Here is a 25,762-nt window from a genome sequence, read left to right as displayed (position 1 = left end):
ATGGACGCCAATCTCAAGATCGTTGCTCGGCTCGCCGACGAGCTCGCCGTTCGCTCCCAGCAGGTGAGTGCCGCCGTAGCGTTGCTCGACGGCGCCGCCACCGTGCCCTTCATCTCTCGTTACCGCAAGGAAGCCACCGGCGGCCTGGATGACATCCAGCTACGCACGCTGGAAGAGCGCCTGCGCTATTTGCGCGAGCTGGAGGAACGGCGTGGCGCGGTGCTCGCCAGCATCGACGAACAGGGCAAGCTGAGCGACGCTCTGGCCGCGCAGATCGAGGCCGCCGATACCAAGCAGCGCCTCGAGGATTTGTACCTCCCTTATAAGAAGAAGCGTCGCACCAAGGCGCAGATCGCCCGGGAAGCGGGGCTCGAACCACTGGCTGAGGCGCTGTTGGCTGACCCAGATCTCGACCCTGAAACCGAAGCGGCACAATATATTCGCGCCGCCGAGGGCGATACGCCCGTCATCGAAGATGCCAAGGCTGCCTTGGATGGCGCCAAGCAGATCCTCATGGAGCGGTTCAGCGAAGATCCCGATTTGGTTGGGCAGCTACGCGAACGGCTGTGGAGCGAAGGGCAGCTTGTCTCGCGCGTGATGAGCGGCAAGGAGCAAGAGGGCGCGAAGTTCTCCGATTACTTCGAACACGACGAGCCATTTGCCAAAGCGCCTTCGCATCGTGCGCTGGCCATGTTTCGGGGGCGCAACGAGGGCGTGCTGTCGTTGGCGATTCGCCTGCCCGGCGAGGAAGACGCCGAGATTCATCCCGCCGAAGTCGCCATCGCCAAGCACGTCGGCGTGGCGCTCACTGCCACGCGGCCGGCCTCGCGCTGGCTCAAGGAGGTGGTGCGCTGGACCTGGAGGGTCAAGCTCTACACCCACCTCGAGACCGAGTTGATGAGCCGCCTGCGCGAACGCGCCGAGCGCGAGGCCATCGAGGTATTCGCCGCCAATCTCAAGGATCTTTTGCTGGCGGCGCCGGCCGGCGCCAAGGCCACTCTGGCCATCGACCCGGGACTGCGCACCGGTTGCAAGGTGGTGGTCGTCGATGCCACTGGCAAGTATCTGGAAGATACGGTGATCTATCCGCATGCGCCGCAGCAGCGCTGGGATCAGGCGCTGACCACGCTGGCGGCGCTGGTCGACAAGCATGACGTGGCGTTGGTCGCGGTAGGCAATGGCACCGCCAGCCGCGAGACCGACAAGCTTGCCGGCGAACTGGTCAAGCAGGCATCGCGGCCGCTTGCCAAGGTCATGGTCAGCGAAGCTGGGGCCTCGGTGTATTCGGCCTCCGAGCTTGCCTCGCGGGAATTTCCGCAGCTCGATGTCACTGTGCGTGGGGCGATCTCCATCGCTCGGCGCCTGCAGGACCCGCTCGCCGAATTGGTCAAGATCGAGCCCAAGTCCATCGGCGTCGGCCAGTATCAGCACGACGTTTCACAGGTCCAGCTCTCGCGCAGTCTGGAGGCGGTCATCGAGGACTGCGTCAACGCCGTGGGTGTCGAGCTCAACACTGCGTCCGGTGCATTGCTGTCGCGTGTTTCCGGTCTCAATCCGACGCTGGCCGAGAATATTGTCGCCCAACGCGACGCCAAGGGACGCTTTGCGTCGCGTCGTGAGTTGCTGGATGTCAGCCGGCTGGGGCCCAAGACCTTCGAGCAGTGCGCGGGCTTCTTGCGCATCGCGGACGGCGACAACCCGCTCGACGCTAGTGCCGTGCATCCCGAGGCCTATGCTGTGGTCAACCGCATTGCCCAGCGCCATGCGCGTGATCTGGCCGGGGTGATCGGCGATAGTGGCTTCCTCAAGACGCTCGATCCGGCCGATTACGTCGACGATACCTTCGGCGTGCCCACCATCAGCGATATTCTCAAGGAACTCGACAAGCCCGGCCGCGACCCGCGCCCCGAGTTCAAGGCCGCCGAGTTCCGCGAAGGTGTGGAAACCCTCAAGGACCTCGAGCCGGGCATGGTGTTGGAAGGCAGCGTGACCAACGTCACGCACTTCGGGGCATTCGTGGATATCGGCGTTCATCAGGATGGCCTGGTGCATATCTCCGCGCTCTCCGAGAAGTTCGTCGAAGACCCGCGCCAGGTGGTCAAGGCCGGCGATATCGTCAAGGTGAAGGTCATGCAGGTGGATCTCGAGCGCTCCCGGATCGGCTTGTCCATGCGTATGGGCGATACGCCGAGTGATGCCTCGCACGGCGACGAACCGCGCCGCTCGCGTGGCCAGCGTGGCGGGGGCGACAAGCGCGAGTCGAAACCGGAGAGCGCGGGGCTCGGCGCACTCGGCGAGGCGTTGGCGAAGGCACGTCGCCAATCGTGATGGATCGCGTGAGCGCAGTTTGCCTTGAAAGGTGGCCGGCTGCCTCCATAATGGTTTTTTCATGCGGCGCGCTCAGGGGGCCGACGGCACGCCGGGAACTTTCCGGCAATGGTGCCGTTAGTCGCAGATACGAAGTCGGCCGGCGACGCCGGCAAGACATGATCCACCGGTGACACCCGGGAAAAGCCGTGCTTTTTCCAGACGTGAGGGAATTTATCTTGTCCGAGACACTCGCCACCGCCATTGCGCGCATGCATGGGCTGGCCCGCCAGGGGCGATTCGGCCGCTTGCGCCGCGGCATCGAGAAGGAAGGCTTGCGCGTCGATGGTGCCGGGCGCATCGCCCAGACGCCCCATCCCCATGCCCTGGGCTCCAAGCTCGCGCATCCCTATATCACCACCGATTACTCGGAGGCATTGCTCGAGTACATCACGCCGGTCTACTGTCGCCCCGACGACGCCATGGCGTTTCTCGGCGATTTGCTGCGCTACAGCTATCGGCAGCTCGGCGACGAATTGATCTGGCCGGCAAGCATGCCAAGCCGCCTGGATGGCAATGACAGCGTGACCATCGCTGATTACGGCACTTCCAATGTCGGCACTATGAAGCACGTCTACCGCAAGGGGCTCGACGTGCGTTATGGGCGCATCATGCAATCCATCGCTGGCGTCCACTACAACGTGTCGCTGCCCGAGAATCTGTGGCCGATGCTGCGTGAACTAGAAGGCCGCGACGGCGAGAATCTGGATGGCTATCGCTCGAGCCGCTATTTCGACCTGATCCGTAACTTCCGGCGCCACAGTTGGTTGCTGTTGTACCTGTTCGGTGCGTCGCCGGCAGTGGATCGCAGCTTCCTGACCGGTCCGGCGCCGGATCATCTCGAAGCGGTGGGCGAGCACACGTTGGCGGGGCGTTACGCCACCAGCCTGCGGATGTCCGATCTGGGCTATCAGAACAAGGTGCAGGAGCAGCTCAAGATCTGCTTCAACTCGTTGTCCAACTACGTGGGCACGCTGCGCCATGCGATCAGTACGCCGTGGCCGGACTATCAGCGCTTCGGCGTCAATGTCGACGGCGACTGGCGCCAGCTCAACGCCAATATCCTGCAGATCGAGAACGAATATTACAGCGATATTCGCCCCAAGCGGGTGGCGCGCCACGACGAGACGCCGTCCCAGGCGCTCGAGGCACGCGGTGTCGAATACATCGAGGTACGTTGTCTGGATCTCGATCCATTCACGCCGCTGGGCATCGACGCAACCCAGATGCGCTTTTTGGATACCTTCCTGCTGTGGTGTCTGCTCTCCGAGAGCCCGTGGATTCCCGACGAGGAGTGCGACCGCCTCGACGACAATCGCCGCCTGGTGGTAGAACGCGGCCGCGATCCGGAGCTGATGCTGAACGCCGCTGGTCGCCAGCGCTATCTGCGTGACTGGGGCCACGATATCTTCGCCGAGCTCGATGGAGTCGCCGATCTGCTCGATACCAATGAGGAGGGCACCCCGCATCGCGACGCCCTCTCAGCACTCGCACCGCGCCTCGACGACCCCGAATTGACACCGTCCGGCCAGCTTTATTCTCAGTTGGTCAATGAAGGCGTCGAATACCTCGACCAGATGCGTGCCCTGGCCGAGCAACAGGCTGCCGAGCTGCGTGAGGCGCCCATGGATCGTGCGCGGCAGGCGTTGTTCGAGCAGCTCGTCGAAACCTCGCATCAGCAGCAAGGCGATATCGAACGCGCCGATCACGAGGATTTCGAGACCTTTCTGGCGCATTATTTCGAGCGCGCGGGTAAACCTCTCAGCGTCGCGTGAGTCGAAGCATTGTCCAAGGCCCGTGCTGCGCCTGCCGCACGGGCCTTTTTATGAGCGAAGCAAAGACCCAACACGAAACTAGTCGGATTGCCTGAGGAGACGTGACGATGATTACCCGATTGGCCGCGATGAACGTGCGTCGAGGCTGCTTGCTGGGCCTGGCGATGTGCGTGCTGATGATGGGCGTGGCGTTGGTATTGCAATATGTCTATGGGTTGACGCCTTGCCCGCTGTGTATCGGTCAACGCATTGCGGTATTGCTTACAGCGCTCGTCTTCGCCGTGGGGGCGGTGCATAATCCTGCAGGGCGCATCGGGCGCGGCGTCTACGCCGGTCTGGGCGCCCTGGCCGCAGCGCTGGGCGTGGCGGTCGCCGCGCGTCACGTATGGTTGCAGTCGCTGCCACCGGAAAGCGTGCCTAGTTGCGGTCCGGGGCTGGACTACATGATGGAAGTGCTGCCATTGTGGGGCGTAATCTCGCGAGTGCTAGCCGGTTCGGGAGAGTGCGCCGAGATACACGGCCTGCTGCTGGGCATGTCGATACCGCAATGGACGCTGGTAGGATTCGCCGTGCTGCTGTTGATTCCGCTGGGCATGCTGGCCGGTATCGTGATTCGCCGCCGTTGAGGGGGCGGGAAGGCGGCAGGAGCTGCCTTCTTCAATGTCAGGGAGTGTGGCTCACGCGGCCATGACGGGGGAGATTCACCATGCTGGAAGATACCAAGACGGCACTCGAGCGCTGGGGCGGAGTACACACGCTCATCGACCGCTGGCTGCAACAGCGCTACGACATGCTGGTGATGCTGATGGAGCTGCGTGAGGCCTGCGACGCGGAACTGGCAGCGGTCTCCAAGGCGCGCATCGATGCCTTCAGCGAAGCCCTGATGGACTATATCAGCGGCGGCCATTTCGAGGTCTATCCGCAACTGCGTGACGAAGCGGTAGCGTTCGACGACCGAGACGCCTTGGCCCTGGCCGACCGGCTGCTTGAACGCCTGGAGATGTCCACGCAGATGGTGCTGGAGTTCGACAACGATTACTCGACACCTACGCGCTGTCAGCATTACGTGACACGCCTGCCGGCCTGGCTGGAACGTCTGAGCAAGGCCCTGACCGAGCGCTTCGCGCTCGAAGATCAATTGATCGCGCGCCTGCATGCTGCGCATTCGCCTGGGGCCGGCGTTGGCGATTCCTCCCCACCGCGCGCCTTGTCGTAAGCGTATCAATCCATCCTCGTTTTATGCCTGTCCACGAGGACAGGCACCTGCGTCATAATACTGGTGACTCTGCGCGTGGGCGGTGCTGGGTCAGTCGCCACGTCGCAGCTTGAGCTCGCGCTCGACGATATCCACTCCCGGGCGATAATCGCCGCGTGCCGCCTGCATGGCGCGGTGCAGTGCCAATTCGGCGATGCGGTCATGGTGCTGAGGCAGAGAGTTGACCGCCACCGGCAAGAAGTCCAGCAGGCGGTCGTCGCCGAACGTGGCTAGATGCAGTTCTTCGGGCAGCCCTCCTTGTTCGAGCAGCACATCGAAGACCCCATCGAGCAGCACATAGGACGCGGTGACGAGGGCATCGGGAATGCCGTGCTCATCAATCAGGCGCCGCATGAGCGCGGCGCCGGTGGCGCGGTCGTAGCGCGCGCCGCTGAGTAGTATCGGGTTGTCGAGAGACGCCTCGCGAACGGTCTCCAGAAAGCCCGCGCGTCGTTCCACGCTGATCGACAGTTCCGGCACCGCATCCAGCCAAGCGATACGCGCGACATCGGCGTCGAGCACCGAACGCGTCAGGGCGCCGGCGGCCTGGGTATTGTTGCTGACGACGCAGACCACGCGTTCCGGGTCCAGGGTGCGGTCGAGAGCAATGATCGGCAGGCCGCTCGTCATCAGGTCGGGATAGAACGAATCGTCCATGGCCAGGCTGCTGGCGACGATCAAGGCATCGCAGCGCTGGGCGCGCAAGGCACGTGCCAGCTCGCGTTCGGTATCCGGGTCGTCGTCCGATCCGGCGATCAGCAACTGATAGCCCAGGCGGCGCGCGCCATTTTCCAGACGCTTGGCCAGGCGAGCGTAACTGGTGTTCTCCAGGTCCGGGACAATGAATCCCAAGGTTCGGCTCGCACCCCGGCGCAGCGCCGCTGCCTGCGCATCGATGCGGTAATCGTGCTTGGCGACCACAGCCATCACGTGGGCCACCGTTTCGGGGCGAATGCGCCGCTCGGTGGCCTGGCCGTTGATCACGTAACTGGCCGTGGTACGCGAGACGCCGGCCAGCCGAGCGATTTCTGCGAGAGTCATGGGTGCATTCCTTGAACGAGCCGACGATGCAAAAGCGCCTATTCTAGAGACTGACGGACGGTCTTGCTTGCCCGCCCCTGCTAAGGTCTAGTCCCGTGTGGCTTGATAAATTGCGGTGAACGTTTCAGCATTGCCTCCAAGATAGCTGACACGATTCAGCCCGTCATCCGCAAGACCGGATGGATGGCATCCAATCGTTGGCATGTCCCGATTCGACGGTGCTTATTTCTATATGGCGGTGCTACGACGGGTGTGATCGTTGGCCTTACCCGAAGGACGGAGGGTTCCGTTCCGGCGGCATTCTGGAGAGTTCCATGCTGACATTGACAAGCGAAGACGTTCTGCTCGACCGGCACGCCGACGATTGGCGCGATGCCTTGAATCAGGCCGGCGATGCTCTGGTCGAGGCTGGCCGCGTGGCGCCCGGTTACCGTGACGGGCTGCACGCGCGCGAGGCGCAGTCTTCCACCTACCTGGGCAATGGCATCGCCATTCCTCACGGCACCCCGGCGAGTCGCGAACACGTCAAGACCACCGGCGTGAGGGTGCTGCAATTTCCTCATGGCGTCGAATGGCACGATGGTCAACGCGTCACTCTGCTGGTGACCATCGCCGCGCAGAGCGATGAGCACCTCGATATTCTGCGCCAGTTGACGCATGTGCTCGATCGTGACGGCGTGGCCGAGCGTCTGGCGGCTGCCGACAGCCGTGAAGACGTCATCGCGCTTTTGTCCAAGGCGCCGGTCGAGGCGCGCCTGGATGCCGATACGCTGTGCCTAGGGTTCCCGGCGCGGGATCGCTTCGAGTTGGCGCTGGCCGCCGCGGCGCGGTTGCGTCAGGTGGGGAGCGTGGATAGCAGCTTCGTGGCCGAGATCAACACCCTCGAGCCGGTGGCGCTGGGTCAGGGCCTGTGGCTGGTGAGCAGCGCCCAGGGTGTCATCACACCGACGCTGGGCGTGGCCACACCGGAGCAGGCCTTCTCAGGGCCTAAGGGGTCGGTCAATGCCGTCTTCTGTCTGGCGGCGCAAGGCGATGCGCATCGCGGTCTGCTCGAACGCCTGGGTAGCCTGCTGGATGCCGGCGATGGCGAAAGCCTCGCCGATGCCGATGCCGCGACGCTGCTGGCACGGCTTTCCGGTGAGTCCGCCGAGGCCGAGACCGCGCGTGCCACGGTGCTCAACGCGCATGGGCTGCATGCACGGCCGGCGAAGCAACTGGTGCAGGTTGCCCGGCACCAGGCCATGCCGGTTAAGGTCCGCTTGCTTGAGGGCAGTGCCGAGGCGGTCTCGGCGGCGAGTCTGACCAAGGTCATCGGGTTGGGGGCGCGACGCGGCCAGACGCTGGTGTTCTCCGCCGAGGGTGAGGGCGCCAGTGAGGCGCTTGAGGCCCTTGTCGCAGCCGTCAAGGATGGGCTTGGCGAGCACGTCACACCCCTTCAGGAAGCATCGTTCGAAGCACCCGCCGCCGAGGAGGCTTCGCTACCCGAACCGCTGGAGGATGACGTCGCGCATCCCGCCGTGCCGGCGTCGCCGGGTCTGGCCATCGCGCCGGCCTTCGTGATGCGCACGCCGCGATTCGAGTACCCTGAACGGGCCGACGGGCTCGATGAAACCCGGCGCGGCGACAGCGCCACGCAACTCGCGCGCCTCGATGCGGCGATCCAGGAAGCTGCCGAGCAGCTTCGCGCTCTGGTGCGGACCGCTCAGGGCGGCGAAGTCGCCGAGATCCTGTCGATGCATGAGGAAATGCTCGACGACCCCGAGTTGCGCGAAGCGGCGCATGAGTCGCTGAATACCGGCATGAGCGCCGAGGCGGCGTGGTGGTCGGCCATCGATACCGCCGCCCGCGCCCAGGAAAATCTCGCCGACCGTCTGCTTGCCGAGCGTGCCGCCGACTTGCGTGATGTCGGCCGGCGTGTGCTGGGCATCCTGTGCGGTGTGCGCCTGCCCACGCCGCCGGAGACGCCTTACATTCTGATCACCGACGACGTCGGCCCTTCCGATGTGGCGCGCCTGGATACCGCCAAGGTGCGTGGTCTGGTCACTGCGCGCGGCGGGGCGACCTCGCACAGCGCGATCCTCGCCCGGGCGTTGGGCATTCCGGCGGTGGTGGGCGGCGGCGAGCGCGTACTGACGCTTGCCAACGACATTGAGGTGATCGTCGATGGCGAGCGTGGCCGCGTTATTCCGGCGCCTTCCGACGAGCGCCGCTCGCGCACCGAGCTGCGCTTGAAGGAACATGAGATGCGTGAGCGCGAGGCCTATGCCGCGCGCCATGATGAAGCGCGCACGCAGGACGGTCACCGTGTCGAGGTCGCTGCCAACCTGGGCAATACGGCCCACGCGGCGGATGCCGTCGAGCGCGGTGCCGAGGGCGTGGGGCTGCTGCGTACCGAGTTCGTGTTCATGGCGCACCCCGAGGCGCCGGACCTGGATACCCAGATCGCCGAATATCGCCAGGCCATCGACGCCCTCGACGGCCGCCCGCTGGTGGCGCGCACGCTGGATGTCGGCGGCGACAAGCCGTTGCCTTACTGGCCGCTGCCTCAGGAGGACAACCCGTTTCTTGGCCTGCGCGGCATTCGTCTGGCGCTGACGCGCCCCGAGGTGCTCGAGACACAACTGCGGGCCTTGCTGACGGCGGCAGGCGACCGGCCGTTGCGGATCATGTTCCCGATGGTCAAGGACATCGCCGAGTTCCGCGCCGCCCGTGAGATCTTCGATCGCGTGCAGGCCGAGGTACAGGCCGGCGATGTGCAATTGGGGGTGATGATCGAGATTCCCTCGTGCGCGCTGCTGGCACCGAGTCTAGCCGCCGAGGTCGATTTCTTTTCCATCGGCACCAATGATCTGACCCAGTACACCCTGGCCATCGACCGCGGTCACGCCGAGCTCTCGTCCCAGGCCGACGGGTTGCATCCTGCGGTACTGGCGCTGATCCGCATGACCATCGAGGCAGCGCACGCCCAGGGCAAATGGGTGGGCGTATGCGGCGAACTGGCCAGCGACGCTCAGGCGGTGCCCGTACTGGTGGGGCTGGGTGTCGATGAACTTTCAGTCTCGGCGCGGCAGGTGCCGATGGTCAAGGCACGCCTGCGTGAGATGACCCTCGAGACTGCGCGTCATCACGCCGAGTTGGCCCTGAGCCAGTCGACCAGCGATGCCGTACGCGAAGCGCTGGAGGTTCTCTGATGGCACGTGTCATGACCTTGACCCTCAATCCTGCGCTGGATCTGGCGATTCGTTTACCCTCGCTCACCCTGGGGGCGGTCAATCGCACCGAGGCCACGCATCTCGAGGCGGCGGGCAAGGGCGTCAACGTTGCCCGGGTGCTGGCGGCGCTGGGCCATGAGGTGGTCGTTTCGGGCTTTCTGGGTGCGGACAACGACGGCGCCTTCGGGCGGGCTTTCGCCGACTGGGGGTTGGACGACGCCTTTCTGCGCTTGCCTGGGGATACCCGTATCAACGCCAAGCTCTCCGAAGCCGAGGGCCGTGTCACCGATATCAATGGCCCCGGTCTCGAGGTTGCGCGCGATGATCTGGCGGCGCTGTATACCGCGCTCGAGGCGCGGCTGACGGATGCCGCGAGATGCCCCGAAGCGGTAGTGATCGCCGGTAGTCTGCCGCCCGGCGTGTCGCCCGATGATCTGGCGGCCTTGATCGGTTGGTTGCGCGGGTATGACGTGCCGGTCTGGGTGGATACCAGCGGCGCGGCGTTGAATGCCGCGATTGCCGCTGCGCCCAGCGCCGTCAAACCCAACGAGACGGAATTGGCTGAATGGGCGGGCGAGCCGCTGGAGGACGCCGCGTCGCGTCTGGCCGCCGCGACCCGCCTGCACGCGTCAGGCATCGAGCACGCTCTGGTGTCGCTGGGCGGCGAGGGCATGCTGTGGGTTGGCCCCGAGGGGGCTTGGCAGGCTACGCCACCGCGTGTCGAGGTCGCGAGTACGGTGTGCGCCGGCGATACGTTGCTGGCGGCGATGCTCCACGGTCAGCTCGCGGAGCTCACCGCCGAGGCTACCTTGCGCCTGGCGACGGCGCTATCCGCCGAGGCGGTGCGTCATGTCGGGGTGGGCGATGTGCATGCCCCGGATCTAGATCAACTCCAACAAAACACGTGCGTACGTCGGCTCGACGATAACGCGAGGGAGGACTCATGAAAGCGATCCTGATCACGGCCTGCCCGAGTGGCGTGGCGACGACGTTTCTAGCAGCGCGACGCCTCGAGCAGGCCGCCCGGCGTCGCGGTTGGCAGGTCACGGTGGAAATGCACGGCGAGCTCGAGCCGCCGCAGCCGGTGTCCGAGGCGGACGTGCATGATGCCGAACTGGTCATCGTCGCCGCCGACCATGTGCCCGATGCATCACGCTTCACAAACAAGCGCTTGTTCCAGGCACCCATCGCCGAGGCGCTACCCGACCCGGATGCCTTCCTGTCACGCGCCGAGCGCGAGGCCGAATCCTTCGTCGGCGCTGATACAGAGACGCCGCAGGCGGCGCCCACGGACGATGCCCAGGCCGGGGATGGCCAGGCGCAGCGTATCGTTGCGGTGACGGCGTGTCCGACCGGGGTCGCGCACACCTTCATGGCGGCCGAGGCGCTGGAGGAGGCCGGACGCAGTCTTGGACATCACATCCGCGTCGAAACCCAGGGCTCGGTCGGGGCGCAGAACCAGCTCAGCGAGGCGGACATCGCCGCCGCCGATGTGGTGCTGCTGGCCTGCGATATCGAGGTCGACGACGAGCGTTTCGCGGGCAAGCGGGTCTACCGGACATCGACCGGCAATGCACTCAAGAAGGCTCGCCCGACCATCGAGGCGGCCCTCGCCGAAGCTGCCGTAGAGCGCCAGGACGGGGCTGCCGCGTCGTCTGGCGAGAAAAGCACCGGCAAGGGCAAGAGCGTCAAGGACAAAGGGGTCTACAAGCATCTGCTCACCGGGGTCTCGTTCATGCTGCCGATGGTGGTTGCCGGCGGCTTGTGCATCGCGCTGTCATTCGTTTTCGGTATCGAAGCCTTCAAAGAGGAAGGCACTCTGGCGGCGGCCCTGATGCAGATCGGCGGTGATGCCGCCTTTGCCCTGATGGTGCCGGTCCTCGCTGGTTATATCGCCTACTCCATCGCCGACCGGCCGGGTATCGCGCCCGGCATGATCGGCGGGATGCTGGCCAGCAACATTGGCGCGGGCTTCATCGGTGGCATTCTCGCTGGTTTCCTGGCTGGTTACGCCGCCAAGGCGGTTGCCCGCTATCTCAAGCTGCCGGCGAGCGTGGAATCGCTCAAGCCGATTTTGATCATTCCCTTGTTGGCGAGCCTGTTCACCGGACTGGTGATGATCTACATCATCGGTACGCCGGTGGCTGGGTTGCTTGATGCGTTGACCAGTTTCCTCGACAGCATGGGCTCTACCAATGCCGTACTGCTGGGACTGCTGCTCGGCGGGATGATGTGCGTCGACATGGGCGGGCCGGTCAACAAGGCGGCGTATACCTTTGGTGTGGGGCTGCTGTCGAGCGAGACCTATGCGCCGATGGCGGCCATCATGGCGGCGGGGATGGTGCCGCCGCTAGCGATGGGTATCGCCAGCATGCTGGCCAAGCGCAAGTTCGATCAGACAGAACGTGAGGGTGGCAAGGCGGCTTTCGTATTGGGGCTTTGCTTCATTACCGAAGGCGCGATTCCCTTCGCCGCCAAGGACCCTTTGCGCGTGTTGCCGGTGTGCATCGTCGGCGGGGCCGTGACCGGGGCCTTGTCGATGTATTTCGGCATTCAACTAATGGCGCCGCATGGTGGGCTCTTCGTGCTATTGATACCGCACGCGGTCAATCTGGCGCTGCTGTATCTCTTGTCCATCGCGGTGGGTGCGGTGATTGCTGGAGTGGCGTATGCCGTCATCAAGCCGGGCGCCTCTGCCATGCCGGTCGAAGAAAAAGTGGCATCTTGATATACCGCTCGCACGACGCGCCCTCCAACGAGGGCGCCGCCAACGCCAGGAGCGCCCCGAAGGCGCTCCTTTTGCATGGGTGGCCGGCGATTGGTTATCGCCAGAAGATAATTCCTGCACCGTTCGGCTAATGGCTCATCGCGCCCTGCACCTCTATGATCACTGCATGTATTCCAATTTGACACATACGTTTGAATGATTAACGTCTGAACGATGAAGGTGAGTCATGTCTTCCTATGCTGCGCCGTTACGCGACCTTCGCTTCGTCCTCGAAGAACTCCTCGAGCATCGCTCGCTGCGTCTGCCCGAGTATCAAGAGCTCTCCGGGGAACTGATCACCGCGATCCTCGACGAGGCCGCGCGTCTGGCGGGCGATGTGTGGGCGCCGCTCAACCGCCGTGGCGATGAACAAGGGTGCCGCCTGGTAGAAGGTGAAGTGCACACGCCGGCGGGCTTCGCCGAGGCCTATCGTGCCTTCGTCGAGGGCGGGTGGAACGGCATCGGCAGCGATCCCGCCCATGGCGGGCAGGGTCTACCGGAGGTCGTCGCCAGCGCGGTGCAGGAAATGTGGCAAGCCGCCAACATGGCGTTGGCGCTGTGCCCGCTGTTGACGGCGGGGGCCGTCGAAGCACTGGCCCAGCACGGCAGCGAGTCACTCAAGGCACGCTATCTGGAAAAGCTGGTCAGTGGCGAGTGGACGGGCACCATGAACCTCACCGAGCCGCAGGCCGGCTCGGACTTGTCGGTGGTACGCACGCGGGCGGTGCCGGAAGGCGAGCACTATCGCCTCAGCGGACAGAAAATCTTCATCACCTGGGGCGAGCACGATTGCGCCGACAACATCATCCACCTCGTTCTCGCCCGCTTGCCGGATGCCGCCGAGGGCAATCGCGGTATATCGCTGTTTCTGGTGCCCAAGATCCTGGTCGACGAACAGGGGCGTCTGGGAGAGCGCAATGACGTGAGCTGCGTGTCGCTGGAGCACAAGCTGGGCATTCATGGCTCGCCGACCTGCGTACTCAGCTTCGGCGAACGCGAGGGCGCCATCGGCTATCTGGTCGGCGAGCCCGGACGCGGGCTTCAACACATGTTCACGATGATGAACGCGGCGCGCCACAAGGTGGGCATTCAAGGCATTGGCGTGGCCGAGCGGGCTTATCAGCAAGCGCGTGGATATGCCGCGGAGCGCGTTCAAGGCCGCACGCCCGAGGCACGCGCCGGCCATTCCGCGGTGATCGGCGAGCACTACGATGTACGCCGCATGCTGCTGTCGATGCGTGCGCGCCTGGAAGCCCTGCGGGCGCTGGCCTTGCTGTCGGCCAGCGAGATGGACCGTGCCCGGCATGCGCCCACGGCGGACGAGCGGCAACGCGCCCAACGGAGGGTTGATCTCTACACGCCGGTGGTCAAGGCTTTCTCCACCGACCAGGCGGTGGATATCGCATCGCTGGGGATTCAGGTACATGGTGGCATGGGGTACATAGAAGAGACCGGCGCCGCGCAGCATCTACGTGATGCGCGTATCGCGCCGATCTACGAAGGCACCAACGGCATTCAGGCGCTCGACCTCGCCGGTCGCAAGATCCACCGCGACGGCGGTGCCGCCTTGGGGGACGTGCTCGACGAGGTCGCCGCTTGCGCCGATGCGCTTACCGCCGACGCTGATCTCGATGACTTGGGTGTGTCACTGCATCAGGGCGTAGCGGATCTACGCCGGGCGGTGGCGATCGTGCTGGCGCGGGGCGATGGGGGCGATGATGCCGAGCGTGGCCTCGATGCGCTCCAGGCCCTGGCGACACCGCTGCTGGCGTTGACCGGTCATGTGCTGTGCGCCTGGCAGATGGGGCGTGCGGCACTGATTGCGCAAGCGGCGTTGGGAACCGGCGATGACGATGCCTTCTATCGGGCCAAGCTGGCCAGTGCGGATTTCGTCTTGCGCCAGTGGCTACCCATCGGGCGGGCGCAGTTGGCCGCGATCGAGGCCGATCCCGACGTGTTCGACGAAGTCTATTAAGGCAGCGTCTTCAGCGCGCCGGATCGATGCTGCCGCCCAGCGAGGTGTTGCGGCGGAACCAGCCGGCGATGCTGGCACGCGGGGCCTGGGTCGGCAGCACCTCGTGGGGGACGCGGTCGGCGAGAAAGCACACGAAGGTGCCGAGTTCAGGGCGTATGCGTGCGATTTCGCGTTCAGGGTCGTCGGGGTCGAACAACGCCATCTCGCCGCCGTGCGCCGCCGTCCACGCGGGGTTGAGATACAGCACGGTCGAGACGATGCGGTTGCTGCGGCCGCGAAAGCTGTCGAAGTGCTTCTTGTAGAAGGCGCCCGGTGGGTACGAGGCGAAGTGAGCCTCGAATTCGAACAGCCCCAGATAGAGTTCGCGATTGATGGTCTGTTGCAAAAACGCCATTACTGTCAGGTATTGGCGTTGGGCCCGGCTTTCGCGATCCAGCCAATGAATGGCATCGCCCCGGACATCGCGCTCGATACGGTGCGCCTGTCCCCGACCGATGCCGGCTTCGTCGAGATGCGAGCATGCCTTCAGCGTCTGCAGTTCCGCCTGCAAGGTGTGGCATAGCGCGGTATCGATGAAGCGTTCGCCGACGAACCAGCCCTGCGTGACCAGCCCATCAAGCAGCCGGGGTAACGCGGCCATGTCGAGATAGTCGGCGGGATCATGTCGCGGCATGTGAAAAAGTCCTGTGCAGGTTTCAAGGCCGTGGCGGGGGAGGCGCAGGTAGATGACGCAACGGGCTACCGAGAGGCGCACTGTCGAGGCTGATGGGGCGTGCGAAACCTATCGCTAGCAGTTCGACCAGCATCATCGCCGACAGCCCCCATATTATATGATTGGCGTAGGCATAGCTGGGCACGTAATAGGTGTGCTCGCCGTGACGGATGACATCGGTATGACTGCGGCGATCCTCGAGAAACCACGTCAGCGGCACCTCGAAAATGGTATCCAGTTCATTATGATCCGGTACCAATGAGAGGCCGGGTGGAATCAACCCGACGAACGGGGTCACGCAGATGCCGTGGCGCGAGGTGACATCGCTCAGTCGGCCGAGGCATGCGACGTGCGCGGGTGGCAGCGCGATCTCCTCGTGCGCTTCGCGCAAGGCCGTGGCCCACAGGTCGGCATCCTCCGGCTCGACCTTGCCGCCGGGAAACGCGACTTGCCCGCCATGCTGGGCGAGATGACCGGCACGGCGCGTCAGCACGAGCGTGGGCTCGCGGCGCTCGACGATCGCCAGCAGCACCGCGGCTCTGGGCATGTCGGCGTTCAGTTGGCGCGGCTGATGCGCTTGCAGGCGTTCGCACAGTGTCTCTAACATGTTGCTTTTCACCTAATGGGGCGCCGTATCGCTCGCCCGAGGACGATCATGAATTTCTGTAGCCATTGTGGCCAAACCGTGCGTTTCGCGATTCCCGAGGGTGACGATCGCGGGCGTTTTCTGTGCGATGCATGCGGCACCATCCATTATCAGAATCCACGCATCGTGGCGGGTACCTTGCCGGTGGCAGGGGAGCGCGTCTTGTTGTGTCGCCGCGCGATCTCGCCTCGCATGGGCTACTGGACGCTGCCTGCCGGCTACATGGAAAACGGCGAGACCACGTCCGAGGCTGCCATGCGTGAGACCCGCGAGGAGGCCTGCGCCGAGGTCGATCTCGAGGGGCTTTATACGCTCATTAATCTGCCACACATCAATCAGGTCTACATGATCTTCCGTGGGGCGTTGCGCGGCGACTACGCGCCCGGCCCCGAGAGCCTCGAGGTGGCGTTGTTCGAGGAGGCCGAGATTCCCTGGCACGAGTTAGCTTTTCCCACCATCGAACGTACCTTGCGCCACTACTTCGACGATCGTCGGGGCGGTGACTATCCGCTGCATGTCAGCGACATCACCGCCGAAGACCGTGAACGTTACCTGGGCAGCGCGTAACGCGCCTAGACGTCTGCCAGGCGCCAGGCCTCATATGCCGGTTCCTCGTAGGGATGGGCTAGTTTGAGCGCCGCTACGGCGGCTTCCAGGTGATCGTCCTCGCAGACCAGCTCGACCTTAAGCTCCTCGACGTGGCTGAGCGCGCCGACTTTGCCGATATGCGGGTCGGCACCGTCTAGCGGGCGGAACTGGCCCTGTCCGGGCGTCTGGAAGCAGCAGGCTTCGTAGTCGCCGATGCGCCCGGCACCGGTGGCGAATATGGCTTCCTTGACGCATTCGGCGTCGTCCATGGGAACGAAAAACGCGAGTTTGTACATGCGAGGCTCCTTGACATCGTGGTCAGCGGGGCGCGTCGCGCGGCGATTGGCTCGCCGCACGGACTGCGCGGGTGCCTTGATGATGGCATAATGCCGGGCAGCTGTCGGTCCAGGACGGAACCAACGATGTTGAAGTGGGTATGCATAGCGCTAGTGGTACTGATCGGTCTACTGCAGTATCACCTGTGGTTCGGTGAAGGGGGAGTGCGCGAACTCAACCATATTCGTCACCGTGCCGATGTGCTCGAAGAAAAAAACGACCGGCTGCAGGCGCGCAATGACCGCCTGGCGGCGGAGGTGATCGATCTCAAGAAAGGACTCGATGCCATCGAGGAACGGGCACGCAGCGACCTGGGCATGGTACGCCGCGATGAGCAGTTTTTCTGGGTGCCCGGCGTGACCGCCGAGCGCTCCATTCTGGAACAAAGTGCCACTACGCTGCAGGGCGACCCCGAGAAGGCGGCGGCGATGCCCGAGGAGGTCGCACCGTGAGTCGCTTGTGGTTGATCGTGCCGGCGGCGGGGCAAGGCCGCCGCATGGGGGCCGTCTTGCCCAAGCAGTATCTCGATATCGCCGGCCGGCCGGTACTGGCACATACCTTGGCGCGGTTGCACGCCGCCTTCCCGGAGGCAGCGCTGCGCCTGTGCCTGGATGCCGACGATGCGCGCTTCTCCCCCGAGTGGGTGCCCTTCGCCGACTGGCAGCGAGTCCCCGGCGGCCGTGAACGTGCCGATTCGGTGGCCAACGCGCTGGAATCGCTCGAGGGCGTCGCGGCGGACGACGACCTGGTGTTGGTCCATGATGTCGCGCGGCCTTGCGTGGCGCTCGATGACTTGCGTCGTCTACGCGCCGTGCTCGAGACCTCGCCCGATGGCGGGCTGCTGGCGGCACCGGTGGCGGACACCATGAAGCGCGCCGATGCCCAAGGTCACGTCGTGCATACCGTGTCGCGCGAGGGGTTATGGCATGCCATGACCCCGCAAGGTGCCTTCTATCGCGTGCTGTGCCGTGCCTTCGACCATGCCCGCGAGACACGCGTGGCGCTCACCGACGAGGCCTCGGCACTAGAGGCACTGGGCCTGGCGCCGCGTTTGGTGCCCGGCCGCCGGGATAACCTCAAGATCACGCATCCCGAGGATCTCTCCCTCGCCACGCGGCTGCTCAGCGAAACCGCGTGCGATACCCCGCTTTCCGACGAGACATGCTCATGACGTTACGTATTGGCCACGGTTTTGACGTGCACCGCTTCGGTGATGGCGATCACCTGATGATCGGCGGCGTGCGCATCGCGCATACTCACGGTTTCATCGCCCATTCGGATGGCGACGTCCTGTTGCACGCATTGTGCGATGCCCTGCTCGGTGCCTGCGGCCTGGGCGATATCGGCCATCATTTTCCCGATACCGACGCGGCCTGGGCGGGTGCCGACAGTCGTGAATTGCTGCGACAGGTACATGACCAAGCCGCCGCCAAGGGTTATCGGATCGTCAACCTGGATACTACCGTGATCGCCCAAGCGCCGCGCCTGGCCGATTACATCGCGCTGATGCGCACGCGTATCGCCGAAACGCTCGGTGTGGCGGAAGACGCGGTCAACGTCAAGGCAACCACTAGCGAGCGGCTTGGCTTCACCGGGCGCAAGGAAGGCATCGCCGCCGAAGCCGTGGTGCTGCTGACACGCGCGGACGCGACATGAGCGATATGTCGCTCTGGCCACCCGATTGGCCGCGTGTTCACGGCGGGCCGCTGGCGTCGGGCGAGTTCCGCATGACGCCCGAGGACTTCATCGTCGAGGAGGTGTTCGATTTCGCGCCGGAAGGGCAGGGCGAGCACCTTTGGTTGTGGATCGAGAAGCGCGATCTGACCACGCCGGAAGCCGCCAAGCATGTGGCGCGAGTGTGTGGCGTGCGCCCGCGCGACGTGGGCTATAGCGGCCTCAAGGACCGCGTCGCGGTCACTCGCCAATGGCTCTCGGTGCATCTGCCTGGGCGTGATGCCCCTGACGCCTTCGCTGTCCAGCTCAGCGACGTGGGAATCGTGGTCCTTGACGCACAACGTCATCCCCGCAAGCTCAAGCGCGGCGTACACCGTACCAATCGTTTCACGCTCCGTCTGAGCGGTGAGGTCGCCTCGCATCCCGATCTGGCGTGTCGTTGGCGTACCCTGTGTACGGTCGGCGTGCCCAATTACTTCGGCCCGCAACGCTTCGGCCGCGAAGGGCGCAACCTGGTGCTTGCCCAGAAGGCTTTCACGCGTGGTTGGCGCAAGCGTGACGATCCGCATGGCATGCAGCTTTCCGCAGCGCGCAGCTTCCTGTTCAATGAGGTGCTGGCCGCACGACTGCGCGCGCAGACTTGGCGGACGCCGTGTCCTGGCGATGTGCTGACGCTGGCGGGAACGGCCAGTCGCTTCGTGGCCGACGAGGTCGACGCCGCCTTGCACGAACGCGCCGCACGCGGCGACGTTACGCCCACCGGCCCTATGTGGGGACGCGGGCGTCTGGAGAGTGTCGCGGAGGTGGCTGAGGAAGAAACGCGGCTCGCGGCGCGGCATGAGGCCCTGTCGCAGGGACTCGAAGCGGCCGGCGTACGCATGGATCGACGCGCGCTATGCGTGCCGCTTGACGCACCGTCGCTGGAGCATGATGCCCCTAATCGGGTGACGCTTGGCTTCGGCTTGCCGCGCGGCGCCTTCGCCACCTCGGTATTGCGCGAGCTGATGCATCATCCGTTGCTGTGAAGGAATATCGGCTATCAGGAAAACAAGAGGACAGATATGCGCAAGTTACTGTTATCCAACGATGATGGCGTCCATGCACCGGGGCTGCGTGCGCTTCACGATGCACTTTCGGCACATGGGCGCCTGCGGGTGGTGGCACCGGACCGCGACAAGAGCGGCGCCAGCAACTCGTTGACGCTAACGCGTCCCCTGGCATTGACGTCACTCGACAACGGCTTCTATTCCGTCGACGGCACGCCGGCCGATTGTGTGTATCTGGGCGTCAACGGGGTCTGGGACGAGAAGCCTGACCTGGTGATTTCGGGTATCAATCATGGCAGCAATCTGGGCGATGACGTGCTGTATTCGGGCACCGTGGCCGCCGCCATGGAAGGACGCAATCTAGGCATGGCGGCAATTGCCGTATCGCTTTGCGGTGCGCGCTATTTCGAGACCGCCGGGCGCGTCGCGGCGACCCTGGTGGGAGCGGCGGAGTCATTGTCCTTGCCGCCCCGCAGCCTGCTCAACGTCAATGTGCCGGATGTGCCCTGGGAAGACATTCAGGGCGTACGCGTGACGCGGATGGGGTATCGCGGCCCTGCGGCCCAGCCGATGAAGGTGAAAGATCCGCGTGGCCGCGAACGTTATTGGATTGCCGCCGTCGGCGATAACGCCGATGATGGTGCGGACACCGATTTCGCGGCCATTGAAGCGGGATACGTGTCGATCACGCCCCTTCAGACCGATCTCACACGCCATGCGGCGTTGGACGACGTACGGAACTGGCTGGATGCATTGTCGAATTCCTGAAACTCCACATGATACACACCGACTCGGTGGCATCGGCATGACCTCACAGCGTACTCGCAATCGCTTGATACGGCGGCTGCAGGCAGGCGGCATCCGTGATACACGGGTGCTCGACGCCATGGCGCGCGAACCACGTCACGTCTTCCTCGACGAGGCGCTGGCGCACCGCGCCTATGAAGATACCGCCTTGCCGCTGGGCCATGGCCAGACGCTCTCGCAGCCGTGGATCGTGGCACGCATGACCGAGCTGGTGCTGGCCGCGCAGCCGCGACGCGTGCTGGAAGTCGGGACCGGCTCGGGCTACCAGACGTTGATCCTGGCGCGCCTGGTCGAGTCGGTGTGGAGCATCGAACGCATCGGTGCCTTGCATCGTAGTGCCGCCTCGCGTTTGGCCATGCTGGGCGTCAATAACGTGCGCCTGCGCCATGAAGACGGCGGACATGGATGGCCGCAGGCTGCCCCCTTCGATGTCATCCTCTTCACCGCCTGTGCCAGCGTGCTACCTCAGGAGCTGTTATCCCAACTGGATGACGGAGGGCAACTGATCGCGCCGCTGGAGGATGAGGCCGGCTGCCAATGGCTGACACGTGTGCGGCGTTGCGGTGCCACCTTCGAACGCACGCGGCTCGAGCGGGTCAGATTCGTACCGCTACTGGAAGGGGTCATACAATGAAGCGTTACCTGACGCTTTTCTTCAAAGGCGCCGGAATGGGCGCCGCAGACGCGGTACCCGGAGTGTCCGGCGGCACCATTGCGTTCATCACCGGCATCTACGAGGAGTTGATTCACTCGATCAAGCAATTCGGCCCCCGCGCCTTCGGGGCGTGGCGCCGCGGTGGTCTGAAGGGACTTGCCGACTATCTTAACCTGGCGTTTCTGGTGCCCTTGCTGCTGGGCATCGGTGTGAGTCTGGTGAGTGTCGCGCACCTCGTGACCTGGCTGCTCGATCATCATCAACTGTTGCTCAATGCTTTCTTCTTCGGCCTCGTGCTGGCTTCGGCCGTCGTCGTGGGTCGACAGGTCGGCCACTGGCAGTGGCAGCACATTTTTCCCTTGATTCTGGGCGTCTGCGTGGCCCTGTGGCTGCCCAGCCTGTTGCCGGCACCCAGCGAAGCCAGTCAGTGGGTATTGTTGGTGGGAGGCGCCATCGCTATCAGCGCGATGCTCCTGCCGGGCGTCTCGGGGAGTTTTCTATTACTGGTGATGGGACTCTATGGGACGGTCATGGAGGGCATCAAGAGTGCCGACCTGCCCTTGATCGCGACCTTCGGTGCGGGCTGTGTCATCGGCTTGATGGTTTTCTCGCGCATACTCTCATGGCTTTTTCATCACTACCGAAGGGGCACGCTCTTGACCCTGGTCGGTTTCATTTTCGGCTCGTTACCGCAACTCTGGCCATGGCGCGAACTCGCCAGCTACCGCCTTGCCGGCGATGGCCAGATCGTGCCGCTCGATTATCGCTATCTCATGCCTTCGGACTATAGCGCGATCACCGGTGAACCAGCCCACTTATTGGCGGCGGTCGCCTTGATGATCGCAGGCTTGGTGCTGGTCATGGTCATCGGAGAACGCAGTCCTTCCCCGTTTAAAGAGGATCGAACCCATGTCTGACGCTCGTCGACTACTACCCGCGCTAGGGCTCGTGGCGCTGGGACTGGCGGGATGCGCAAGTTCCAGCGGCGCGCCTCAGGTGCAGGATCTCTCGGTCAGTCGTAACAGCGACCCGCCGAGTTCGTATACCGTCAAATCGGGCGATACTCTGTATGGCATTGCCTGGCAGAATAACCTCGATTTCCGCGATTTGGCGCAACTCAATGATATTACGCCCCCTTACCGTCTCGATCCGGGGCAAACGCTACGTCTGAGCCCCGATGGCGACGCCGAGGCAACGTCAAGCGACGCGTCCGACGAGATAGATGGTGCGGTGGCTACCCCACTTGGCGGTGGTGCCGATACGAATGCTGGTGCGCAGGACGATGACTGGCTGACACCGGCGGATGGCGCGTCGTCGCAAGATCGTGATCTGGCAGTCGCCTCTATCGACTCGCAGGCCGTAGGGGCCGCTTCCAAGGCAAGCGGAAGCGGTGCGCCGGGGCCGGTCTACGACGCGGACGAGGCGGCCGACGAGTCCGCGCGCGATAACCAAGACGAGAGCGATGCTTCGGATTCGTCAGCCGCCAACGATGAGCGGCAAGAGGCGCAAGAAGATAGTGCGCCTAGCACGGACGAGCAGGCGACGGGCGACGAGCAGTCTGAGAAATCCGAGCAGTCCGAGTCCACCCAAGAGGCCGGTACGAGCGTCGCCGGTGAAAGCGACGCGACGCCCGACCGCTCTCAACGCGAGTACCAGCCGGTCGAAGATGTGGCTTGGCAGTGGCCCACCGAGGGCGATGTCGTCAATGGTTTCGACGACAATTCCACCGTGACGGCCGGCATTGATATCGCCGGTGAAAAGGGGCAACCTGTCAAGGCGGCGGGTCCGGGTATCGTGGTGTATGCCGGCAGTGGCGTCCGTGGATATGGCAACCTCATCATTCTCAAGCATAACGACCATTTCCTGAGTGCTTATGCGCATAACGATACACTGCGCGTGGAGGAAAACGATGTCGTCGAAGCAGGAGAAGCCATTGCCACCATGGGCGATACCGATGCCGACCGCGTCAAGCTGCATTTCGAGGTGCGCCAGGACGGCCAGCCTCAAGATCCAATGGAGTATCTGCCGTCGCGTTGAGCACGGTAGGACTCAAACCCTGAACATGCGCACAACAATAAACGGGTAGTCCGCCATGGCCGGTGGCTCGCACGCTCCGGCCGTGGTTATCAAATCGGCAGCAGTAAAGTGGGGTATCGGATATGAGCATGCTGGAGCGGGATATTCAGGGTGTGGACCTCGACAACGTCGACAATGAAATAGAAGTCGATGCCGGAGAGGTCGCTAGCGACAAGGATGACGATGCGTTCGAGAAGGCATTGAATCGTGACGAAAAAAGTTACCATCAAAGTCTCGATGCAACACAGATTTACCTCAATGAAATCGGCTTTTCGCCGCTTTTGACCCCCGAAGAAGAGGTGCACTACGGGCGCCTGGCCCAGAAGGGCGATCCCGCCGGGCGTCAGCGCATGATCGAGTCCAATCTGCGTCTGGTGGTCAAGATCGCCAGACGCTATCTCAACCGGGGGTTGTCACTGCTCGATCTGATCGAGGAAGGCAACCTCGGCCTGATTCGTGCCGTGGAAAAGTTCGACCCCGAACGGGGCTTTCGTTTCTCGACCTATGCGACCTGGTGGATTCGCCAGACCATCGAACGGGCGCTGATGAATCAAACGCGCACGATTCGCCTGCCCATTCATGTGGTCAAAGAACTCAATATTTACCTGCGCGCCGCGCGCGAGCTGACACAGCGACTCGATCATGAAGCCACGGCCGAGGAAATAGCCGATTTTCTGGACAAGCCGGTAGGCACCGTCAAGAAGATGCTCGGGCTCAACGAGCGCGTGTCGTCGGTCGATTATCCGATGGGCAGCGAAAGCGATAAGCCCTTGATCGACACGCTAGCCGATGAAAATGAAGCCGGTCCCGAGTCGTTACTGGTCGGCAACGACGTCAAGCAGCACGTCGACGACTGGCTGGCGGAGTTGACCGACAAACAGATGGAAGTCGTCGTGCGTCGTTTCGGCTTGCGCGGACATGAAGCCGCGACCCTCGAGGATGTCGGGGCGGAAATCGGTCTGACCCGTGAGCGGGTACGTCAGATTCAGGTCGAGGCGTTGAAAAAATTGCGCCGAGTACTGGAGAAGCAAGGATTGTCGCTGGACTCGATTTTTGAATGACGCGCCAGGCATGACGGGCCGCATGGCTTGTCATGCCGCTGACTTGTCACGGCAATGACGCGCTTTCCACGCTATCCTTGGACTTTCTTGGTACTTGCTTATTCGCCTGATACATTGATCTGAGGCAATACATGCGGCATTGTATGTAACCCCGATGCCAATGTTGGCGGTGACGCTGCCGGTCGTCGAGTCCGTGTCTAGCCCGCTCAAGCAAGTCAGTTCAAGGCACGTTCGTCAAAAGACCGTGCGTCAAAAGAACGTACGTCAAAAGTAAGGAACCCAAGCCGATGTCCTCTCGAGAGCCGTCATCGCCGAAATTTCGGCTGCGTCTATTGCCGGTGTTGATCGCCGCTGCTGTCACCTCTCAGGCGCACGCCGCCGATTTGTGGACCATTACTCAGGACGCGCTGCAGAACAACGCTACTCTGGGCGCCTCGCAGTCGACCTTCCAGAGTGTCGATGCCGGGCGTGATGTGGCGCGTGGCAGCTTGTTGCCGCAGATTGACGCGACCGCGCAGGTCGCGCACAACAACACGCTTGAGAGTCAGGAGGGTGGTACTCAGAGTGGTGTGGGGAACTCCGAGGATAGCTACAACTCGACCAGTGCCGGGCTTGAATTGACCCAGGCGCTTTATGACGCTACGAGTTGGGCCGAGCTTGAAATCGCCAAGCGCGAGACCGGCCAGCAAGCGCTCTTGCTGCAAGCCGACCGTCAGCAGTTGCTCTACGATGTCGCCTCGGCGTATTTCGAGATCCTGCGCGCCAATGACGTGCTCGAGGCGAGTATTTCCCAAGAGAAAGCGATCAAGCGTCAGCTCGACCAGGCGCAGGAGCAGTTCGATGTCGGCCTGGTGGCGACCACCGACGTGGATGAGGCGCAGGCGTCTTACGACCTGGCCCGCTCCCAACGTATTTCCGCCGAAAACGACCTGCAGGTCAGTTTCGAGGCGCTCGAGCGCCTGACCGGCAAGCGTTACGACAGCATCGACGCCTTGTCGGACGATATTCCCATCGAGTCTCCCGAGCCGGCGGGGCGCGATAACTGGATTCAGATGGCGATCGCCAACAACCCCAGCGTGCAGGCGGCGCAGGCTGCGGTCGATGTCTCCCAGGCGGAAGTCGAGCAGGCGGAAGCCGGCCATAAACCGACGCTCTCGGCCTTCGCCAACTATAACTATTCGGATAGCGACCAGGATTATCTGGATGGCCACAACGCGGATACGCAAGTCGGGCTCCAGGCCTCGCTGCCTATCTACAGCGGTGGGTCGACCAGTGCCCAGGTGCGTCAGCAGACCTACACGCTGGAGGCGACACAGTACGATTTCGAGGCCCAGCGTCGCGATACCACGCAGCAGGTACGCTCGCTGTTCACGCGGGTCATGAACGATGTCGAAAGCGTCGAGGCCCAGCGGCAGGCGATTGTCTCCAACCGTAGCGCGCTGGAAGCGACGCGCTCCGGCTACGAGGTGGGAACCCGCAATATCGTCGACGTGCTTGACGCCGAGCAAGCCTTGTATCAGGCGATCTCCGACTATGCCGATGCGCGTTATACCTACGTGACCGATATGGTGGAGCTTCGCCAGCAAGCTGGGGTGCTCGATCAAGACGTAATTCGCGATCTCAACCAATGGCTGCGGGAGACTCAGACCGTGACGCTACGCCTGCCCGAAGATGGCGGCATGAGCCAGATGGACGACATCGGCGAGCGACCCACGATGGAGCAGTCGTCCACGCCCTGACGCGAGGCTCGACAAGCGCGATTCGTCACG

Annotated in this window: 23 protein-coding genes; 19 read left to right on the top strand and 4 right to left on the bottom strand. The window is 63.6% G+C overall.

Annotation, left to right across the window (positions count from 1 at the left end; all coding sequences use genetic code 11):
* From L1073_RS11820 to rsd, 4 genes are all read left to right on the top strand, one after another.
* The gene (locus L1073_RS11820) at nucleotides 1–2,328 is read left to right on the top strand and encodes a Tex family protein (protein WP_246899599.1); all 2,328 of its coding nucleotides are present in this window, start codon (nucleotides 1–3) and stop codon (nucleotides 2,326–2,328) included.
* 251 nt (nucleotides 2,329–2,579) lie between these two features.
* Nucleotides 2,580–4,142: a glutamate--cysteine ligase gene (gshA, locus tag L1073_RS11815; protein ID WP_246899598.1), complete on the top strand. Its 1,563-nt coding sequence runs from the start codon at nucleotides 2,580–2,582 to the stop codon at nucleotides 4,140–4,142.
* Nucleotides 4,143–4,249: 107 nt separating this feature from the next.
* Nucleotides 4,250–4,768 (top strand): disulfide bond formation protein B, encoded by a 519-nt coding sequence (locus L1073_RS11810; RefSeq protein ID WP_246899517.1) that lies wholly within the window; start codon nucleotides 4,250–4,252, stop codon nucleotides 4,766–4,768.
* Nucleotides 4,769–4,848: 80 nt separating this feature from the next.
* Nucleotides 4,849–5,358, top strand: a complete 510-nt coding sequence (rsd, locus tag L1073_RS11805; protein WP_246899516.1) for a sigma D regulator — start codon at nucleotides 4,849–4,851, stop codon at nucleotides 5,356–5,358.
* Between the two features lie 90 nt (nucleotides 5,359–5,448).
* Here rsd and cra read toward each other — a convergent pair whose 3' ends face one another.
* A complete protein-coding gene (gene cra, locus L1073_RS11800) occupies nucleotides 5,449–6,438 on the bottom strand; it encodes a catabolite repressor/activator (protein WP_246899514.1) in 990 nt (329 codons plus the stop codon).
* A gap of 314 nt (nucleotides 6,439–6,752) precedes the next feature.
* Here cra and ptsP point away from each other — a divergent pair, with 314 nt between their 5' ends.
* From ptsP to L1073_RS11780, 4 genes are all read left to right on the top strand, one after another.
* Nucleotides 6,753–9,629, top strand: a complete 2,877-nt coding sequence (gene ptsP, locus L1073_RS11795; protein ID WP_246899513.1) for a phosphoenolpyruvate--protein phosphotransferase — start codon at nucleotides 6,753–6,755, stop codon at nucleotides 9,627–9,629.
* Nucleotides 9,629–10,597 carry a 1-phosphofructokinase gene (pfkB, locus tag L1073_RS11790; RefSeq protein WP_246899511.1) on the top strand — a complete coding sequence of 323 codons (969 nt, stop codon included), beginning with the start codon at nucleotides 9,629–9,631 and terminating at the stop codon, nucleotides 10,595–10,597. Before ptsP ends, pfkB begins: the two co-directional genes overlap by 1 nt.
* Nucleotides 10,594–12,378 (top strand): PTS fructose transporter subunit IIBC, encoded by a 1,785-nt coding sequence (gene fruA / locus L1073_RS11785; RefSeq protein ID WP_246899510.1) that lies wholly within the window; start codon nucleotides 10,594–10,596, stop codon nucleotides 12,376–12,378. The genes pfkB and fruA overlap by 4 nt, the downstream gene beginning before the upstream one ends.
* Before the next feature lie 226 nt (nucleotides 12,379–12,604).
* Complete coding sequence (locus L1073_RS11780) at nucleotides 12,605–14,392, top strand: acyl-CoA dehydrogenase (protein ID WP_246899508.1); 1,788 nt, start codon at nucleotides 12,605–12,607, stop codon at nucleotides 14,390–14,392.
* A 10-nt stretch (nucleotides 14,393–14,402) separates the two neighbouring features.
* Here the strand turns inward: L1073_RS11780 and L1073_RS11775 are convergent, their stop codons facing one another.
* Together L1073_RS11775 and L1073_RS11770 are read right to left on the bottom strand one after the other, a co-directional pair.
* Nucleotides 14,403–15,065 (bottom strand): 2OG-Fe(II) oxygenase, encoded by a 663-nt coding sequence (locus tag L1073_RS11775; RefSeq protein WP_246899507.1) that lies wholly within the window; start codon nucleotides 15,063–15,065, stop codon nucleotides 14,403–14,405.
* 22 nt (nucleotides 15,066–15,087) lie between these two features.
* On the bottom strand, nucleotides 15,088–15,711 hold the full coding sequence (locus L1073_RS11770) for a CoA pyrophosphatase (RefSeq protein WP_246899505.1): 624 nt from the start codon (nucleotides 15,709–15,711) through the stop codon (nucleotides 15,088–15,090).
* Between the two features lie 48 nt (nucleotides 15,712–15,759).
* Here L1073_RS11770 and L1073_RS11765 point away from each other — a divergent pair, with 48 nt between their 5' ends.
* A complete protein-coding gene (locus L1073_RS11765) occupies nucleotides 15,760–16,317 on the top strand; it encodes an NUDIX hydrolase (RefSeq protein WP_246899504.1) in 558 nt (185 codons plus the stop codon).
* A 5-nt stretch (nucleotides 16,318–16,322) separates the two neighbouring features.
* Here the strand turns inward: L1073_RS11765 and L1073_RS11760 are convergent, their stop codons facing one another.
* Nucleotides 16,323–16,634: a YqfO family protein gene (locus L1073_RS11760; RefSeq protein WP_246899502.1), complete on the bottom strand. Its 312-nt coding sequence runs from the start codon at nucleotides 16,632–16,634 to the stop codon at nucleotides 16,323–16,325.
* 126 nt (nucleotides 16,635–16,760) lie between these two features.
* Between L1073_RS11760 and ftsB the strand changes: the two genes are divergently transcribed.
* The 10 genes from ftsB (at nucleotide 16,761) to L1073_RS11710 (ending at nucleotide 25,732) form a co-directional block, all read left to right on the top strand.
* The gene (gene ftsB, locus L1073_RS11755; protein ID WP_246899500.1) at nucleotides 16,761–17,126 is read left to right on the top strand and encodes a cell division protein FtsB; all 366 of its coding nucleotides are present in this window, start codon (nucleotides 16,761–16,763) and stop codon (nucleotides 17,124–17,126) included.
* The gene (ispD, locus tag L1073_RS11750) at nucleotides 17,123–17,845 is read left to right on the top strand and encodes a 2-C-methyl-D-erythritol 4-phosphate cytidylyltransferase (protein WP_246899499.1); all 723 of its coding nucleotides are present in this window, start codon (nucleotides 17,123–17,125) and stop codon (nucleotides 17,843–17,845) included. Before ftsB ends, ispD begins: the two co-directional genes overlap by 4 nt.
* A complete protein-coding gene (gene ispF / locus L1073_RS11745) occupies nucleotides 17,842–18,330 on the top strand; it encodes a 2-C-methyl-D-erythritol 2,4-cyclodiphosphate synthase (protein WP_246899498.1) in 489 nt (162 codons plus the stop codon). Before ispD ends, ispF begins: the two co-directional genes overlap by 4 nt.
* Complete coding sequence (gene truD, locus L1073_RS11740; RefSeq protein ID WP_246899496.1) at nucleotides 18,327–19,373, top strand: tRNA pseudouridine(13) synthase TruD; 1,047 nt, start codon at nucleotides 18,327–18,329, stop codon at nucleotides 19,371–19,373. Before ispF ends, truD begins: the two co-directional genes overlap by 4 nt.
* Before the next feature lie 36 nt (nucleotides 19,374–19,409).
* Entirely contained in the window at nucleotides 19,410–20,162 is a 753-nt protein-coding gene (gene surE, locus L1073_RS11735; RefSeq protein ID WP_246899495.1) for a 5'/3'-nucleotidase SurE, read from the top strand.
* Nucleotides 20,143–20,835 (top strand): protein-L-isoaspartate(D-aspartate) O-methyltransferase, encoded by a 693-nt coding sequence (locus tag L1073_RS11730; RefSeq protein WP_246899493.1) that lies wholly within the window; start codon nucleotides 20,143–20,145, stop codon nucleotides 20,833–20,835. Before surE ends, L1073_RS11730 begins: the two co-directional genes overlap by 20 nt.
* A complete protein-coding gene (locus L1073_RS11725) occupies nucleotides 20,832–21,773 on the top strand; it encodes a DUF368 domain-containing protein (RefSeq protein ID WP_246899491.1) in 942 nt (313 codons plus the stop codon). The genes L1073_RS11730 and L1073_RS11725 overlap by 4 nt, the downstream gene beginning before the upstream one ends.
* Nucleotides 21,766–22,893: a peptidoglycan DD-metalloendopeptidase family protein gene (locus tag L1073_RS11720; RefSeq protein ID WP_246899489.1), complete on the top strand. Its 1,128-nt coding sequence runs from the start codon at nucleotides 21,766–21,768 to the stop codon at nucleotides 22,891–22,893. Before L1073_RS11725 ends, L1073_RS11720 begins: the two co-directional genes overlap by 8 nt.
* A gap of 122 nt (nucleotides 22,894–23,015) precedes the next feature.
* Complete coding sequence (gene rpoS / locus L1073_RS11715) at nucleotides 23,016–23,993, top strand: RNA polymerase sigma factor RpoS (RefSeq protein ID WP_246899487.1); 978 nt, start codon at nucleotides 23,016–23,018, stop codon at nucleotides 23,991–23,993.
* Between the two features lie 287 nt (nucleotides 23,994–24,280).
* Nucleotides 24,281–25,732 carry a TolC family outer membrane protein gene (locus L1073_RS11710; RefSeq protein WP_246899485.1) on the top strand — a complete coding sequence of 484 codons (1,452 nt, stop codon included), beginning with the start codon at nucleotides 24,281–24,283 and terminating at the stop codon, nucleotides 25,730–25,732.
* The last annotated feature ends 30 nt before the right edge of the window (nucleotides 25,733–25,762 follow it).

Source organism: Chromohalobacter nigrandesensis (genome assembly GCF_023061285.1).
Lineage (GTDB): Bacteria > Pseudomonadota > Gammaproteobacteria > Pseudomonadales > Halomonadaceae > Chromohalobacter > Chromohalobacter nigrandesensis.
Note: the sequence above shows the minus strand (reverse complement) of the source record. Positions and strands in the feature narration are given on the sequence as shown.

Bases quoted from the DNA above. Each gene is read 5' to 3' on its own strand.
- L1073_RS11820 (WP_246899599.1), top strand. From the start codon at position 1: ATGGACGCCAATCTCAAGATCGTTGCTCGGCTCGCCGACGAGCTCGCC.
- gshA (WP_246899598.1), top strand. From the start codon at position 2,580: ATGCATGGGCTGGCCCGCCAGGGGCGATTCGGCCGCTTGCGCCGCGGC.
- L1073_RS11810 (WP_246899517.1), top strand. From the start codon at position 4,250: ATGATTACCCGATTGGCCGCGATGAACGTGCGTCGAGGCTGCTTGCTG.
- rsd (WP_246899516.1), top strand. From the start codon at position 4,849: ATGCTGGAAGATACCAAGACGGCACTCGAGCGCTGGGGCGGAGTACAC.
- cra (WP_246899514.1), bottom strand. From the start codon at position 6,438: ATGACTCTCGCAGAAATCGCTCGGCTGGCCGGCGTCTCGCGTACCACG.
- ptsP (WP_246899513.1), top strand. From the start codon at position 6,753: ATGCTGACATTGACAAGCGAAGACGTTCTGCTCGACCGGCACGCCGAC.
- pfkB (WP_246899511.1), top strand. From the start codon at position 9,629: ATGGCACGTGTCATGACCTTGACCCTCAATCCTGCGCTGGATCTGGCG.
- fruA (WP_246899510.1), top strand. From the start codon at position 10,594: ATGAAAGCGATCCTGATCACGGCCTGCCCGAGTGGCGTGGCGACGACG.
- L1073_RS11780 (WP_246899508.1), top strand. From the start codon at position 12,605: ATGTCTTCCTATGCTGCGCCGTTACGCGACCTTCGCTTCGTCCTCGAA.
- L1073_RS11775 (WP_246899507.1), bottom strand. From the start codon at position 15,065: ATGCCGCGACATGATCCCGCCGACTATCTCGACATGGCCGCGTTACCC.
- L1073_RS11770 (WP_246899505.1), bottom strand. From the start codon at position 15,711: ATGTTAGAGACACTGTGCGAACGCCTGCAAGCGCATCAGCCGCGCCAA.
- L1073_RS11765 (WP_246899504.1), top strand. From the start codon at position 15,760: ATGAATTTCTGTAGCCATTGTGGCCAAACCGTGCGTTTCGCGATTCCC.
- L1073_RS11760 (WP_246899502.1), bottom strand. From the start codon at position 16,634: ATGTACAAACTCGCGTTTTTCGTTCCCATGGACGACGCCGAATGCGTC.
- ftsB (WP_246899500.1), top strand. From the start codon at position 16,761: ATGTTGAAGTGGGTATGCATAGCGCTAGTGGTACTGATCGGTCTACTG.
- ispF (WP_246899498.1), top strand. From the start codon at position 17,842: ATGACGTTACGTATTGGCCACGGTTTTGACGTGCACCGCTTCGGTGAT.
- truD (WP_246899496.1), top strand. From the start codon at position 18,327: ATGAGCGATATGTCGCTCTGGCCACCCGATTGGCCGCGTGTTCACGGC.
- surE (WP_246899495.1), top strand. From the start codon at position 19,410: ATGCGCAAGTTACTGTTATCCAACGATGATGGCGTCCATGCACCGGGG.
- L1073_RS11730 (WP_246899493.1), top strand. From the start codon at position 20,143: ATGCATTGTCGAATTCCTGAAACTCCACATGATACACACCGACTCGGT.
- L1073_RS11725 (WP_246899491.1), top strand. From the start codon at position 20,832: ATGAAGCGTTACCTGACGCTTTTCTTCAAAGGCGCCGGAATGGGCGCC.
- L1073_RS11720 (WP_246899489.1), top strand. From the start codon at position 21,766: ATGTCTGACGCTCGTCGACTACTACCCGCGCTAGGGCTCGTGGCGCTG.
- rpoS (WP_246899487.1), top strand. From the start codon at position 23,016: ATGAGCATGCTGGAGCGGGATATTCAGGGTGTGGACCTCGACAACGTC.
- L1073_RS11710 (WP_246899485.1), top strand. From the start codon at position 24,281: ATGTCCTCTCGAGAGCCGTCATCGCCGAAATTTCGGCTGCGTCTATTG.